The following is a 13,194-nucleotide window of genomic DNA, read 5'->3' as shown; positions in this document are numbered from 1 at the left end:
AACCCGCCGCGCTCGATGCGGCATTCAGGCGCAGGCCGCGCCCGCTTACTCACTGAGCCTTTGCCAACCTCAGTTTGAGCAGGTCAGGTGGAAGGTGAGGACAGCTTGGACGTGGCTGGGATTCGGGTGGTGCTGCAGCGGAGTTTCCGCAGCAGGCGCCAGGTCTTCAAGGTCGCCATGGCCTGCTCGCCGAGGGCCCGGATGCGGGCGTGCGCGGCGTTGACCGCGCGTTGACCTGTAGAGAGCCGGTCCCACCGGCTGCGGCAGGGCACCCGCACGGTGCCGCCCGAGCCCTGATAGCCCTTGTCCGCCCAACAGGCCAGGCCCGCCTCGGTGAGGGCGTCGATGATGCCATGTGTTCGGGCGGCCTTGATGTCGTGCACAGCGCCGGGCAGGGCGGGCGAAGCCGCGGGCAGGATCTGGCAGCCGTGGACCGCGGGGTCCCTGCCCGGTCAGGGCAGGGACTTCGCCGTGTCGCACACCGCCTCCGCGAAGGCGCGGACCAGCGCGCTCTCGGCGGCGGTGAGCCACATCAGCCCGTATTCCATCGGCCAGCCGTCCCGGAAGGGGACGAAGGCGAGGCCGGGCCGGGAGACGTACGGCTCGGCGCCCATGCTCACCAGGGACACCCCCTCCCCGGCCGCGACCCGCGCCAGCACCTCCGCCCAGAAGGTGGCCGGCCTGTCCCGCGGGATCGGGCGGCCGGAGGGCGTGCTGCGCGGTTAGCGGTGGTCGAGCCACGCCTGCGGGATGGCGTCGCCGACGAGCGGGATCATGACCGCGTCCGCATAATCCTCGACGCTCAGCGAGTCGCGCTTCGCGAACGGATGCCCGGACGGGACGATCATCCCGCGCCGCTGGGACAGCGCCACCGGGCCGATCGTGATGTCGGGCTCGTCGACGGGGAATTCCGTCACCTGGAGATCGACCACGCCCTCCCGCAGCGGACCGAGCGGGTCGGCGAGCTGGATCTCGCGCATACGAACCTGGCAGTCCGGATGGCCGGCCTCGAACACCTGGGAGGCCACGAGCACGGCGTCGGCGGCTGCCGGTGGGCAGGCACCAGTTCGTCAACGGAAGCGGGCGCCGGCCGGTGTGAGCGCCACCCGGCGGCTGGCGCGCTGGAACAGCAGCAGGCCGAAGCGGCGCTCCAACCGCTGCACGGTCTGACTCACCCGCCCCTGGGAAATCCCCAGCCGCTCGCCGGCGCGACCGAAGTGCAATTCCTCGGCAAGCGTCAGGAACACCTCGATCTCGTGCCGCCGCGCCGTTGAAGACGCCGTCGTCACCGCGGCGGGGGTTGTTGCGGATCTGCTGGACGCGGTCGTGGAGGCGGAAGGGGGCGCCTTCGCTGTATGTCTCCGGCTTGTCGTCGGCCGGCGGGCTGAGGCGTTCTTGCAGCCGGAGGCTGAGGTCGATCGTTCCGGCGACGTTCTTCTTCGCCGGGCACAGCACTTGGCTGGCCCCGGGGGGTGACCGGCGTGCCGGATGACACCTCCCCGTGCCGGCCGACAAGATCCGAAAGGAGGCCCTACGGCCGCCCCGCGCGTATGCGGCACAGCGTGTCCGTGAACGCCTGCACCCGGGACGTGAAGCCGTCGCGGCGCCAGATCAGGCCGTAGTCGATGGGCGGAGCGTCGCAGAACGGGACGTAGGTGAGGCCGGGGCGGCCGTGGTAGCGGGCGGCGAGCAGCGACGCGACGGAGATGCCGCGGCCGGAGGCGACGAGCGGGGGGACTTCCAGCCAGTACACGAAGGTGGGGCCCCGGGGGATCGGCTTGCCCTGCGGCGTCTTGCTGGGCCAGATGTACTCGCGCCAGTACGGCGGGCTGTCGCCCGTGACGCCGATCAGCGGGGCGCGGGCCAGGTCCTCCACGGAGACCGACTCCTGCCGGGCGAACGGGTGGTCTGCGGGCACCATCATCGCCCGGGTTCCCGAGAAGATCACCGAGCCGGCCACCAGGTCGGGCTCCTCCACCGGGAACTCGGTGAGCTGCAGATCCACCACGCCGGCGCGCAGCGGGCCGAAGGTGTCGTAAAGCGGGATCTCCTGGATCTCGACCAGGCAGCCGAGGTGGGTGCGGCGAAAGGCCTCGGCGGTCCGCAACACCATGTCGCCCGCCCACGCCGAGGAGAAGCCCACGCGCAGCGTGCCGGTGATGCCCTTGCCGGTCGCCAGTGCCTGCGCGACCGCCTCCTGGATCTCCTGGTGGGCCGGGGCCAGGCCGTCGTACAGGCGCTGCCCCGCCGGGGTCAGGGTTACCTTGCGGCTCGTACGGGCGAAGAGCGCGACGCCCAGGCGGCGTTCGAGCCGGCCGACGATCTGGCTCACCCGGCCCTGGGCGAGCCCGAGCCGCTCGGTGGCGCGGCGGAAGTGCAGCTCCTCGGCTACGGCCAGAAAGGCCTCGATCTCATGCCGCTCCAGCATCGCTGATCACCCCCGTGCCCCGCCCCGTGAAACCGACTGGTGAGCTTCGCGCACCGATCGTAGAGCAGGTCGCTCTCGTTCCGGCAGGCGTCGGCAGACAGCATGTAAGCCATGCCTATGGACAACGAGCTCTACGACTACAGTCCGATCACCGAGCGGGAGCCCTTCAGCTGGCCCGGCGGTGCCCGGGTGGCGTTCTACGTCGGGCTGAACATCGAGCACTTCCAGCTCGGCACCCCCTCGACCAGTCTGAACGAGGCAACCGCCGCGCTCGTCCCGGACCCGCTGAACCACGGCTGGCGCGAATACGGCGTCCGGGTGGGCATCTGGCGCGTCATGCAGGCCCTCGACCGGCACGGCGTACGCGCCAGCGCGCTGCTCAACTCCGCCGTCTGCGAGCACTATCCGCAGATCGTCGAGGCCGGCCTGGCCCGTAAGTGGGCGTGGCTCGCGCACGGCCGCGACAACTCCACCCTGCAGGCCGGGATGACGGAGGAGGACGAGCGCGGCTATCTCACCGACGTCGTCGAGACGATCGAGAAGGCCACCGGGCAGCGGCCGCGCGGCTGGCTCGGCCCGGCGCTCACCGAGACCTTCCGGACGCCGACGCTGCTTGCCGAGCTCGGCCTCGGTTACGTGCTCGACTGGACCAATGACGATCAGCCGTACCCGCTGAACATCCCTGGCATGCTGAGCGTGCCGTACTCGGTCGAGCTCAACGACCTCGGACTCTTCACCATGCACGGCATGACCGGGCCCGATGTCGTGCAGCTGGTCAAGGACCAGGTCGACCAGCTGCACGATGATTCGGCCGCCGGCGGCCGGGTGATGGCGCTGGCGCTGCATCCGTTCGTCATCGGTCAGGCGTTCCGGACCAAGTACCTCGACCAGGCGCTGGAATACGTCGTGAACCACCCGGGCGTGTGGACGGCCACCAGCGACGAGATCGCCGAGCACTACGTCCGTACCTTCACGGGCAGACCGTGACCGGGCAGGCGGTCACCGCGAAGGCCGTGGCCGAGCGGCCGCGAGCCACATCGCCCTGGCTGACGATCACCGTGCTCTGCTTCGGGCAAGTGATGATCGTCATCGACCAGAACATCGTCAATGTCGCCCTCCCGACCGTGCAGCGCGGCCTCGGCTTCTCCGCGGAGAACCTGGTCTGGGTGGTCAACGCCTACGTCGTCCCGTTCGGCGGGCTGCTGATGCTCGCTGGCCGACTCGGTGACCTGATCGGGCGCAAGCGGGTTTTCCTCGTCGGCGTCGCACTCTTCAGCGCGGCCTCGCTGCTCTGCGGATTCGCGACCGGCGAGGCCACGCTGATCGGCTTCCGGTTCCTGCAAGGCGTCGGCGGCGCGATCGCCTCGGCCTGCATTCTTGGCATGGTTGCGACCCAGTTCACCGACGCGCGCCGGCAAGCCCAGGCCATCGGCGCCTACAGCTTCGCCTCCGCGGGCGGTGGCACGGTCGGGCCACTGCTCGGCGGCGTCCTGACCGACCTGCTCAGCTGGCACTGGATCTTCTTCATCAACGCACCGATCGGCGCGGCGGTCATCGCCGTCGGCCTTCGTACGATCCGTAAGGACGAGTCGCAGGGCCTGGACAAGGGCACCGACTTCCTCGGTGCCGCCCTGGCCACGGCCGGCATGATGCTGCTCGTCTACACCATCGTCGACGCCGAGCAGGCCGGCTGGGCCTCCGCCCGGACCCTGCTGCTCGGCGTGTTCGCCCTCGCGCTGCTCGCCGGATTCGTCGTACGGCAGGCCCGCGCCGAGCGGCCGCTGCTGCCGCTGCGGCTGTTCCGCTCGCGGCGGCTGACCGCGGCGAACGCCGTGCAGTTCATGGTGATCGCAGGCATGTTCGGGCTGCTGTTCTTCGGGACGCTGTATCTGCAGCAGGTGCTTGGCTACAGCGCGCTCGCGGCGGGGCTCGGCTTCATGCCGGTCGCCGCTGTCATCGCGGTGATCTCGCTCGGCCTCTCGGCCCGCCTGATCATGAAGTTCGGGCAGACGCCGCTACTGTACCTGGGGCTCGTCCTGATCACGGCGGCCTTCGTGCTGCTGTCGTTCAGCCGAGCGGACGGCACGTACGCGGTGGACTTCCTGCCCGCGTCCCTGCTGATGGGCATCGGTTTCGGCCTGGCCGCGCCCGCCATGATGGGGCTCGGCATGGCCGCCGTCGCCCCCGAGGAGTCCGGCATCGCCTCCGGCCTGTTCAACACCACGCAGCAGATCGGCGGCGCCATCGGCCTCGCCGTGATGAGCGCGGTCGTCACCGCCCGTACGAGCGGCCTCGAAGCGGGCAGCGCGGACAGCTTCGGATCCGGCGGCGAGGCCGCCAGGTCCGCGCTGCTCGAGGGCTATCACGCGGCCTTCCTGACCGCCGCCGGTTTCGTGGCGGCGGCCCTTGTCCTCGCCCTCGTGCTGCTGCGGGGAACTTCTGGAACTACCTCAAGGAGCCACTCATGACCACCCCCACGCGCACCCCCGCCCCCATCCCCCGCACCAGCCGCGAGATCCGCCTGGCCTCGCGGCCCACCGGCGCCCCCGGCGCCGAGAACTTCGACCTGGTCCACGCCGACATACCGGCGGACCTGGCCGACGGCGAGATCCTGGTCCGCAACGACTGGATGTCGGTCGACCCGTACATGCGCGGCCGGATGACCGACGTCCCCTCCTACATCCCGCCGTTCCAGCTCGGCGTCGCGCTCGAGGGCAGCGCGGTGGGCGAGGTCGTCGCCTCCCGGGCGCCGGCGGTCCCGGCCGGCGCCACGGTGTCGCACTTCGCCGGGTGGCGGGAGTACCCAGTGCTGGACGCCGCCGCGGTCTCCGTGGTCGACACGGCGCTCGCCCCTGCCGAGGCGTACCTGGGCGCGCTGGGAACCACCGGTCTGACGGCGTACGCCGCCCTCACCGAGGTCGCGCCGGTGCAGGAGGGCGACGTGGTGTTCGTCTCCGCCGCGGCCGGCGCCGTCGGCAGCGTGGCCGGGCAGCTGGCCCGCCGCCTCGGCGCCGCGCGGGTGATCGGTTCGGCGGGCGGCCCGGCCAAGACGGCCAAGCTGCTCGACGACTTCGGCTTCGATGCGGCCCTGGACTACAAGGCCGCCCCCATCGCCGAGCAGCTGGCGAAGGCGGCTCCCGAAGGCATCGACATCTACCTCGACCACGTCGGCGGCGACCACCTGGAGGCGGCCATCGACGCCGCCCGCCCCGGCGCCCGCTTCGCCTTGATCGGCGCGATCAGCGCGTACAACGCCACCGCCCCGGTGCCGGGCCCGACCAACCTTTTCCAGGCGTACACCAAGGAGCTCAGCCTGCGCGGCCTGCTGGTGAACTCGTACTTCCGCCTCTTCCCCGACTGGATCAAGCAGGGCGCCGCTTGGCTGGCCGATGGCACCCTGCACACCGAGCAGACCGTGGTGCACGGCCTCGACCATGCCCCGGCCGCGTTCCTGGGCGTCCTCAGCGGCGCGAACACTGGCAAGATGCTCGTCCGCCTGGACAGCAGCGGCGCCAAGTGAGCGGCCAAGTGTGGGGGGTGAGGGAGGGGGAGGGGGAGGGCCCTCTCTGTCAGCCTTGGGTGAGACGTCCCGCTCTGCGGGGTTAGCCTGAGAGGGCACGACAGGAGAACCGCCCCATATGCCAAGCACTGAGCCCGTCGGGTCCGACCCCGCGCCGAGGCCGAAGCGCCGTACCTTCACCTCGGAGTACAAACTGCCGGCGGTGCAGGTGATCCGGCGCAGCAGTACGCCGGGCGAGGACGCGCCCAGTGCGTGTCCCCGTTCCCGCCACCCCAGGGCGAGCGCGTCGACCAGGACCGCGGTTCCGGTCGGTGTGCGGAAAGTGGTCTCGAGTACCAGCGTGTCCGCCACGTACAGCCGACTGACCTCGCTGGAGCCGCGGGGGCGGCCGAACGGCAGTCCGACAGCAGGGCGTAGTCACCGATCGGTCGGGTGCTCATGGCCCGGCTCCGGCTTCGGTGTCCATCGGGCCGCGGTCGCGCGTCGCAGCAGGACCGCGGTGAATTGCTGGGAGGTTCCCCACGGGGTGCGGTGGTCCTCCCCTGCCGTGTCGATCAGCTGAAAGCCGGGGAACTGGGCGGCCAGCTCGGCGTGGGTGTAGCGAACGATCGGCAGGCCGCTGCACGTGGTGGGGCCGTCCGGGCCGAACGTCGCCACGACGAGCCAGCCGCCCGGTTGCAGAGAACGCCGCAGCGATGTCAGGTAGTCGGCGCGCTCTTCCGGTTCGGTGAGGAAGTGGTAGACGGCTCGGTCGTGCCACAGCGCGTAGGTTCGGCCCATGTGCAGGTCGAGTACGTCGGCGACGGTCAGGACGACGTCCGCGCCCGCGGGGCCGAGCCGGTCCCGGACGGTGCGCAGGGCGGTGACCGAAAGGTCGACTGCCGAGAGGTCGCGGTAACCGCGTTCCACCAGATGGTCCACCAGCGTCGACCATCCGGCTCCTACATCGATGATCGGTTCGTCGCGTCCGAGCCCGGTCCGGTCGACGAGGCCGAGAGAGAGCCCTGGGACCGACTGCCACCAGGAGACTCCGTCGACGTCCTTGCCGTGATGGACCTCTTCCCAGAACGTCGTGCGGGCTGATGCGTCCTCGGGGCGCGCCGTGCCGTGGGTCATGGCTTCGACAGTAGACCCCCGGGGGTCGGTCAGCAGTGGCGGACGAGTGACGTCACCGTTCCGTCATCACTGATCAGACCTGCACCGAGCCAGGTCACCGCTAGCGTGGAGTGCATGGCTCAGCCGATGGATCCCGATCGGTCACCGAATCCCCTCGGTGCCGTCGCCGCCCTCGTCGACGGCGGTGACATGGACTGCGGCAGCGGTCTGCTGCTGCTGATCACCCGTGCGATGAGGCGCCTGGAGCCCGGGCAGCTGCTCGGTGTGCGCAGCGCGGAGGTCAGCGTGGTCACCGATCTGCCGGCCTGGGCGGACCTCGTCGGGCACGATGTGGTGACCGAGTTCGCCGAGTCGGCCGAGGGGCCGTGGTGGTTCGCGGTGAGCAAGGCAGGTGCGTCCACGGGCTCGGACACGGTCTTCAGCCTGGGCGAGCGGACGCCGGTCGGCCGACGACTGTGGATCTATACCAATTTCAACTGCAATCTCGCCTGCCGCTACTGCTGCGCCGAATCCTCTCCGAAGGCCGTCGCCCGGCGCTTCGATCCCGCCGTCGCCACGGCGGCCTTCGCCGAGTTCCGCTCCCAGGGTGGCCGCGAGGTGTTCTTCACCGGCGGTGAGCCGTTCATGCACCCCGAGCTCGGTGCACTGGTGGCCGCCGGCTCCGGACTGGATCGCACGGTTCTGACGAACGGGATGATCTATGCCAGGGGCACCCGCCGCGACACCCTGGAGAATCTGGACCGTGATGTGGTCCTGCAGATCAGCCTCGACTCGGCCACGCCCGCACTGCATGACCGGCAGCGGGGCGCCGGCTCGTGGTCGAAGGCGCTGGACGGCATCGCGCTGGCCCGCTCGCTCGGGTTCCGGGTGCGTGTGGCCGCCACGTTGTACGACGAGGACCCGCAGGGCGTGGCCGCTCTGCACCGGCGCCTCGACGATGTCGGGATCGCGCCCGAGGACCGGGTCATCCGCCCGGTGGCCCAGGAGGGTTTCGCGACTGAGGGAGTGCACGTCTCCCTCGAGAGCCTCGAGCCGGAGCCGACTCTCACCGCGGACGGCGCCTGGTGGCACCCGGTGGCCGTGACCAACCCGCATCTGCGCATCGCCGACGCCCCGCTGCCGCTCGCCGAGGTCTTCGGCGTGGTGCGCGACACCCTCGCCGTACAGGACGCGGCGGCCCGGGCGGGTCGTGAGGTCTTCCGCTGTGCCTGAGCGGGCTCACTGGTCCACCCCAGACGAAGGAGGCACCGATGACGACCGTATCCGGGGGGAAGAGTCCCGTCCGCTGGCTCTTCGCCCCAGCGGTTGAGGACGTCCCCCGCGGACAGGCCGCCGCCGCGGTCTTCCTCCGCGTCCTGCTCGGCCTGATGTGGCTCGACAACGTCGCGTGGAAGCGACCCCCGGACTTCGGGGAGGAGTCCGGCCGCGGGCTTTTCCACTTCACGTCCCTCGCGGTGAGCGATCCGGTGTTCCCCCCGTACAGCTGGGTCGTGGAGCATCTCGTGCTGCCGAACATCGAGGTCTTCGGCTGGGGCGTGCTGGTCGTCGAGACCGCGCTCGCGGTCATGCTCCTGACCGGCGCCTGGGTAAGGGTGGCCGCCGCGCTCGGCGTGGCCCAGTCACTGGCCATCGGCCTCTCGGTCGCCTTCGCACCGAACGAATGGCCATGGTCCTACATGCTGATGATCGGCGCCCATGTGGCCATCCTGTTCTCCTCCGCAGGTCGGATGTTCGCCGTCGACGCGGTGCGGTCCGGGTTCCCCGCCCGGCGTCTCGCAGCGATCTGGGGTGCGGTCGCCGTCGTTGTGGGTGTGTACAGCGTGGTGCGCTCGGCGGGGGATCCTCTCGCCCCGCTCGGCCCCGGGCTGCGCTGGGCCGACCTGTCGCTCGGCCTCGGCCAGTACAACCTGGCCGGCGGTGTGGTGCTGGTGGTGGTCGGCGTACTGCTGCTGGCCGCCGCACGCGGCGGCACGGCCCTGCTGGGACGAGCAGCGGCAGTCGTCGGCTTTGCGGCCGCCCTGTCCCTCTTCGCCCAGATCGGCTTCACCGACCCGTTCCTGGGCGGCACCGCGACATCGGCGGCCTTCCTGTTGTCCACGACTGTGGTCGCCCTGGCGGTCGCCGGCGCTCGGCACCGATCCTCACCCGGCGACTGATCTCGAGCGCGCCATCACCATCCGCCGGCGGTAAGGGAGAGCAATGGCCAGGAACCAACCGTTGACCCGTCGCACCTTCCTCCTCGGCACCGGTGGGACGCTGGTGCTGAGCGCCTGTGGCGGCGGAGGCGGAGGTGGTTCGGATGCCCGACAGCTCGGGATCTCGGCCATCCCCGACCAGGACCCCGAACTCCTCAACCGCCTCTACCCGGCGGTTGCCGAACGGTTCGCGGACGCCACCGGCCTCCGGGTGGCCTACCGGCCGGTCACCGACTACACCGCTGTGGTGCGTGCCTTCGAGATCGGCGAGATCCACCTGGCCTGGATGGGCGGACTCACCGGCGTCCAGGCACGCGTACGCGTTCCCGGTGCCACAGCCATCGCACAGCGTGACATCGATGCCGACTTCCACAGCGTCTTCATCGCCGGCGCCGACTCCGGTCTGCGGGCCTTCGACACGATCGACGGATTGCGCTCTCTCGCCGGGCACACGTTCACCTTCGGCAGCGAGACGTCCACCTCGGGCCGGCTCATGCCGCAGTTCTTCATGCGCGAGGCAGCGCTCGAACTGAGCGATCTGCGAGGAACACCGGGCTTCTCCGGTTCGCACGACGCCACCATCGAGGCGGTCGCCACCGGCAGCTTCGAGGCCGGGGCCGTCAACGAGCAGGTCTGGAAGGCGAGCGCCGCGGCCGGCGAGATCGACCTGAGCGGGGTGAGGGAGTTGTGGCGCACCCCCGGCTACGCCGACTACCACTGGTTGGCACGGCCGGATCTCGACGAGACCTTCGGGGCCGGCACCGGGCGGAAGGTGCTCGGCCTGCTTCTGAACCTCGACCCCCGGGACTCCGAGGACGCGGAGATTCTCCGGCTCTTCGGAGCGCGGTCGTTCGTCCGGGCCCAGAACTCCGCCTACGACCGCATCGAGGATGTGGCCCGCGACCTGGGGCTGCTGAAGTGAACGCCTCGCCCGTGCTCCGGCTGTGCGGGGTCGGGCACCGCTACGGTTCCAACGAGGCGCTGCGCGATCTCGACCTCACCGTCCACGCCGGTGAACGCGTGGCGGTTCTCGGCACCAGCGGCGCCGGGAAGAGCACGCTGCTGGCCCTGCTCAACGGGTCCCTGACGCCGACCACGGGCACTGTGGAGGTCTTCGGCCAGAACCCGGCGCTGCTGTCGGCCTCACGGCTTCGGCTGCTCCAGCGGCGCATCGGCACGGTGAGCCAACGCCTCGCGCTGATCGAACAAGTCCGGGTCCTGCACAACGTCAACGCGGGCAGGCTCGCTCAGTGGAGTACGCCGCGCGCCCTGGCCTCGCTGGTCTGGCCCCGATCACTGGACGTCGTGCGGGACGCGCTCGCCCGTGTCGACCTGAGCTGGGCGCTCCACGAGCGCACCGAACGCCTCTCCGGCGGCGAGCGGCAACGGGTGGCGATCGCCCGGCTTCTGGTGCAGGAGCCGGAACTGGTGGTGGCCGACGAGCCCGTCTCCGGTCTCGATCCCGTCCGTGCGGCACAGACCCTCGGTCTGCTCGGAACGTCGTCGTCGCAGGTGCGCACGCTCGTGGTGAGCCTGCACCAGCCGGCACTGGCCCGGGAGCACTGTGCCCGCATGGTGGGTCTGCGCGACGGCCGGATCGTTCTCGACGATCTTGTGGCCGGCGTGAGTGATGCCGCCCTGCACGATCTCTACGCACTCTCATGACGCTCCCTCGTGTCCGCTCGCTGACAGCGCCGGCCGCCGGCCGGCGCGAGCGGAAGGCCGTGAGCGGGCGACGGGTGACCTTCCGCAAACTGGCAGGACTGGCAGCGTTCACGGGTCTGCTGATATGGGCCGTCCATCGCGCCGTGCCGCCGGGTGGCGCGCTGGTCAACCGAGGCGGGCTGCGTCTCCTCGACGATCTGGCAGCGACCGCACTCCATCCCTCCCTCGAGGCCGAGTTCCTCGGCGTGGCACTCGAAGCGACCGCCACCACGCTGGCCTTCGCCCTGCTCGGGACGGCCGGAGCACTGGTCATCGGCCTGATCGGCGGGCTGATCCTCAGCGACGTGGCGTGGGGGAGTTCCCCGCCTTTGCCGATTCGTGCGGGTCGACTTCTGCTCCGGGGCCTGCTGGTGACGGTTCGCTCGGTCCACGAGCTGGTGTGGGCGCTGTTCTTCGTCGGCGTCTTCGGCCTCGACCCGCTCGTCGCCGTGCTGGCCCTCGCCCTGCCCTTCGGCGCGCAGAGCGCCCAGGTCTTCGGCGAGACCTTCGACGCCGCGCCCGACTCGGCGCTGCGTGCGCTGCGCGCCCTCGGCGCCCGCCGTGGTTCCGCGTTCGCCTACGCCCTTCTGCCCCGCACGGCGCCGTTGCTGCTGTCCTACTCCTTCTACCGTCTGGAGTGCGCGCTGCGGTCGGCGGTCGTGCTGGGGATCGCGGGTGTGGGCGGCCTGGGATTCGAGCTGATCGTGAGTCTGCAGTCCCGCAACTGGAACGAGGTCTGGACGCTCGTCGCAGCACTGCTGCTGCTCGCGGCGGCGGTCGAGCTGTGGAGCAACCGCGTCCGCCGCGACGTCGCGGTGGTGACCTGCGCCGACTGGTCGGTCGGGCGCGAGCGCACCCGCGACGAGGGTCGGACGCCGCGCGGTCTTTCCCGCTCGACCCGCTGGTCCCTGGCCATGATGCTGCCGGCGGTCGCGGCCGCGTGGTGGTGGGTGGGCCTGTCGCCGGCCGGCCTCGTCTCGGCCCGCAGCCGGGATCTCGGCAGCCGGCTGGCCATGGACCTCTGGCCGCCCGCGTTCCCCGCGGGTGGTGGGCGGGTGCTCGTGGACGCCGTCCTCGACACGTTGAGCATGGCCGTCCTCGCCATGCTCGTGGCGATCGCGATCACTCTGGTCGTGGGCCCCTGGGCCAGCCGCCCGCGCGCCGACCGGCACGCCTCCGCGACCGTGGCCCGGACAGGCGTCTGGGCGGTGGCCCGGCTGCTGCTCCTGGTGCTGCGGTCGGTCCCCCCGACCGTGTGGGCCGTCGTGGCACTCCTGGCCCTCTTCCCAGGCGTACTGCCCGGCGCGTTGGCGCTGGGGGTCTACACCGGCGGCATCCTCGGCAGACTGGTCGCCGAAGCCTGGGAGACCATGGACCTCCAGCCACGGGATTCCCTGCGCAACGCCGGCCTGCCCCGGACGGTCTCAGCCATGCTCGCCGTCGGGCCACCGTCCGCCCATCACCTGGTCACCTACACGCTCTACCGATTCGAGATCTGCGTGCGCGACACCGCCATCGTCGGCGTCGTCGGCGCCGCGGGCCTGGGCCGACTCCTCAGCGAACGTCTTGCGGCGTTCGACTTCCCGGTCGTCGCCGGCATCCTGCTGGCGTCACTGGCACTCAGCCTCACCGTCGAGGTTCTCGGCCGCCGACTGCGACGCGCCCTGCGGGCCTGAAAGTTCGTCATGCCGAAGGTCGAGCTGTACGCAGCGATCCGGTGTGACCTCGCGTGAGTCGGCGACCGACGGCCTCAAGCGGCTCGTTCCCGACAAACCTCCTCCGCGCCGGCCTGGGCCGCACACAAGAGAGCGGACCCATCACCTCCCCGACGCCCCGGAAACGTGACCGCAGCGATGCGGCCGCGCTCGACGTGCCTGACTGGACCGCCGCCGGATTCGTCGAATCGGTGGCACCCGGCTGTGCGGTGCCTCGACCCCATGGAGAGCTCATGCGCAAGGCAGTTCTCGCGGTGGCACTCGCCGCCGCCCTGTCCACCAGTGCCCCGGCACTGGCCGCCGACCCCGACCGGGACGACGGCGACCACCGCAGCCTGAAGGTGACCGGCCTGACCGTCGACCAGCGCCTGGTGAAGTTCCGCACCAGCGATCATGGCCTATGTCCCCCGTCACCAGCCATCAAGGTCGTACATGGTGAGGGGATCGACGAGATGGTCGTAGCGTTCGCGCCATCGCCGACCAGGCCCTGCCGGAGCCTGGACACGCGGTGAGGCG

General features: G+C 70.8%; 14 protein-coding genes and 1 pseudogene. 9 read left to right on the top strand and 6 right to left on the bottom strand.

Annotation, left to right across the window (positions count from 1 at the left end; all coding sequences use genetic code 11):
- Nucleotides 1-69: 69 nt before the first annotated feature.
- The 5 genes and pseudogenes from ACFWR9_RS00980 to ACFWR9_RS00960 all read right to left on the bottom strand — a co-directional run.
- Nucleotides 70-407: pseudogene (locus ACFWR9_RS00980) on the bottom strand (transposase family protein); the annotation flags it as partial.
- A 45-nt stretch (nt 408-452) separates the two neighbouring features.
- Complete coding sequence (locus ACFWR9_RS00975) at nt 453-620, bottom strand: hypothetical protein (RefSeq protein WP_383833472.1); 168 nt, start codon at nt 618-620, stop codon at nt 453-455.
- A 102-nt stretch (nt 621-722) separates the two neighbouring features.
- Nucleotides 723-1,034, bottom strand: coding sequence for a LysR substrate-binding domain-containing protein (locus tag ACFWR9_RS00970; protein ID WP_383833469.1), 312 nt, complete (start codon nt 1,032-1,034; stop codon nt 723-725).
- Between the two features lie 36 nt (nt 1,035-1,070).
- Nucleotides 1,071-1,289 (bottom strand): LysR family transcriptional regulator, encoded by a 219-nt coding sequence (locus tag ACFWR9_RS00965; protein ID WP_383833467.1) that lies wholly within the window; start codon nt 1,287-1,289, stop codon nt 1,071-1,073.
- Nucleotides 1,290-1,531: 242 nt separating this feature from the next.
- The gene (locus ACFWR9_RS00960) at nt 1,532-2,428 is read right to left on the bottom strand and encodes a LysR family transcriptional regulator (RefSeq protein WP_383833465.1); all 897 of its coding nucleotides are present in this window, start codon (nt 2,426-2,428) and stop codon (nt 1,532-1,534) included.
- 111 nt (nt 2,429-2,539) lie between these two features.
- On the opposite strand from ACFWR9_RS00960, the gene ACFWR9_RS00955 reads away from it, so the two are divergent.
- Genes ACFWR9_RS00955 through ACFWR9_RS00945 form a run of 3 tightly spaced genes read left to right on the top strand, consistent with a single transcriptional unit; the run spans nt 2,540 to nt 5,948 of the window.
- Nucleotides 2,540-3,415 carry a polysaccharide deacetylase family protein gene (locus tag ACFWR9_RS00955; RefSeq protein WP_383833462.1) on the top strand — a complete coding sequence of 292 codons (876 nt, stop codon included), beginning with the start codon at nt 2,540-2,542 and terminating at the stop codon, nt 3,413-3,415.
- Entirely contained in the window at nt 3,412-4,896 is a 1,485-nt protein-coding gene (locus ACFWR9_RS00950) for a DHA2 family efflux MFS transporter permease subunit (protein WP_383833460.1), read from the top strand. Before ACFWR9_RS00955 ends, ACFWR9_RS00950 begins: the two co-directional genes overlap by 4 nt.
- On the top strand, nt 4,893-5,948 hold the full coding sequence (locus tag ACFWR9_RS00945) for an NADP-dependent oxidoreductase (protein WP_383833457.1): 1,056 nt from the start codon (nt 4,893-4,895) through the stop codon (nt 5,946-5,948). The genes ACFWR9_RS00950 and ACFWR9_RS00945 overlap by 4 nt, the downstream gene beginning before the upstream one ends.
- Nucleotides 5,949-6,365: 417 nt before the next feature.
- On the opposite strand, the gene ACFWR9_RS00940 is transcribed toward ACFWR9_RS00945, so the two are convergent.
- A complete protein-coding gene (locus tag ACFWR9_RS00940) occupies nt 6,366-7,064 on the bottom strand; it encodes a class I SAM-dependent methyltransferase (RefSeq protein WP_383833454.1) in 699 nt (232 codons plus the stop codon).
- A 114-nt stretch (nt 7,065-7,178) separates the two neighbouring features.
- On the opposite strand from ACFWR9_RS00940, the gene ACFWR9_RS00935 reads away from it, so the two are divergent.
- From ACFWR9_RS00935 to ACFWR9_RS00910, 6 genes are all read left to right on the top strand, one after another.
- Nucleotides 7,179-8,276, top strand: coding sequence for a radical SAM protein (locus ACFWR9_RS00935; protein WP_383833451.1), 1,098 nt, complete (start codon nt 7,179-7,181; stop codon nt 8,274-8,276).
- Between the two features lie 38 nt (nt 8,277-8,314).
- On the top strand, nt 8,315-9,220 hold the full coding sequence (locus ACFWR9_RS00930; protein ID WP_383833448.1) for a hypothetical protein: 906 nt from the start codon (nt 8,315-8,317) through the stop codon (nt 9,218-9,220).
- Between the two features lie 61 nt (nt 9,221-9,281).
- A complete protein-coding gene (locus ACFWR9_RS00925; RefSeq protein WP_383833445.1) occupies nt 9,282-10,181 on the top strand; it encodes a putative selenate ABC transporter substrate-binding protein in 900 nt (299 codons plus the stop codon).
- The gene (locus ACFWR9_RS00920) at nt 10,178-10,924 is read left to right on the top strand and encodes a phosphonate ABC transporter ATP-binding protein (protein ID WP_383833442.1); all 747 of its coding nucleotides are present in this window, start codon (nt 10,178-10,180) and stop codon (nt 10,922-10,924) included. Before ACFWR9_RS00925 ends, ACFWR9_RS00920 begins: the two co-directional genes overlap by 4 nt.
- On the top strand, nt 10,921-12,639 hold the full coding sequence (locus tag ACFWR9_RS00915) for a PhnE/PtxC family ABC transporter permease (protein WP_383833439.1): 1,719 nt from the start codon (nt 10,921-10,923) through the stop codon (nt 12,637-12,639). Before ACFWR9_RS00920 ends, ACFWR9_RS00915 begins: the two co-directional genes overlap by 4 nt.
- Nucleotides 12,640-12,911: 272 nt before the next feature.
- Nucleotides 12,912-13,190, top strand: coding sequence for a hypothetical protein (locus ACFWR9_RS00910; protein WP_383833436.1), 279 nt, complete (start codon nt 12,912-12,914; stop codon nt 13,188-13,190).
- The last annotated feature ends 4 nt before the right edge of the window (nt 13,191-13,194 follow it).

The sequence above is a fragment of the Streptomyces sp. NPDC058534 genome (genome assembly GCF_042717365.1).
Classification (GTDB): Bacteria; Actinomycetota; Actinomycetes; order Streptomycetales; family Streptomycetaceae; genus Streptomyces.
This window is presented reverse-complemented; position numbering and strand designations above follow the sequence as displayed.

Excerpts from the sequence above, each read along its gene's own strand:
- ACFWR9_RS00960 (WP_383833465.1), bottom strand. The coding sequence starts at position 2,428 with ATGCTGGAGCGGCATGAGATCGAGGCCTTTCTGGCCGTAGCCGAGGAG.
- ACFWR9_RS00955 (WP_383833462.1), top strand. The coding sequence starts at position 2,540 with ATGCCTATGGACAACGAGCTCTACGACTACAGTCCGATCACCGAGCGG.
- ACFWR9_RS00945 (WP_383833457.1), top strand. The coding sequence starts at position 4,893 with ATGACCACCCCCACGCGCACCCCCGCCCCCATCCCCCGCACCAGCCGC.
- ACFWR9_RS00940 (WP_383833454.1), bottom strand. The coding sequence starts at position 7,064 with ATGACCCACGGCACGGCGCGCCCCGAGGACGCATCAGCCCGCACGACG.
- ACFWR9_RS00935 (WP_383833451.1), top strand. The coding sequence starts at position 7,179 with ATGGCTCAGCCGATGGATCCCGATCGGTCACCGAATCCCCTCGGTGCC.
- ACFWR9_RS00930 (WP_383833448.1), top strand. The coding sequence starts at position 8,315 with ATGACGACCGTATCCGGGGGGAAGAGTCCCGTCCGCTGGCTCTTCGCC.
- ACFWR9_RS00915 (WP_383833439.1), top strand. The coding sequence starts at position 10,921 with ATGACGCTCCCTCGTGTCCGCTCGCTGACAGCGCCGGCCGCCGGCCGG.
- ACFWR9_RS00910 (WP_383833436.1), top strand. The coding sequence starts at position 12,912 with ATGCGCAAGGCAGTTCTCGCGGTGGCACTCGCCGCCGCCCTGTCCACC.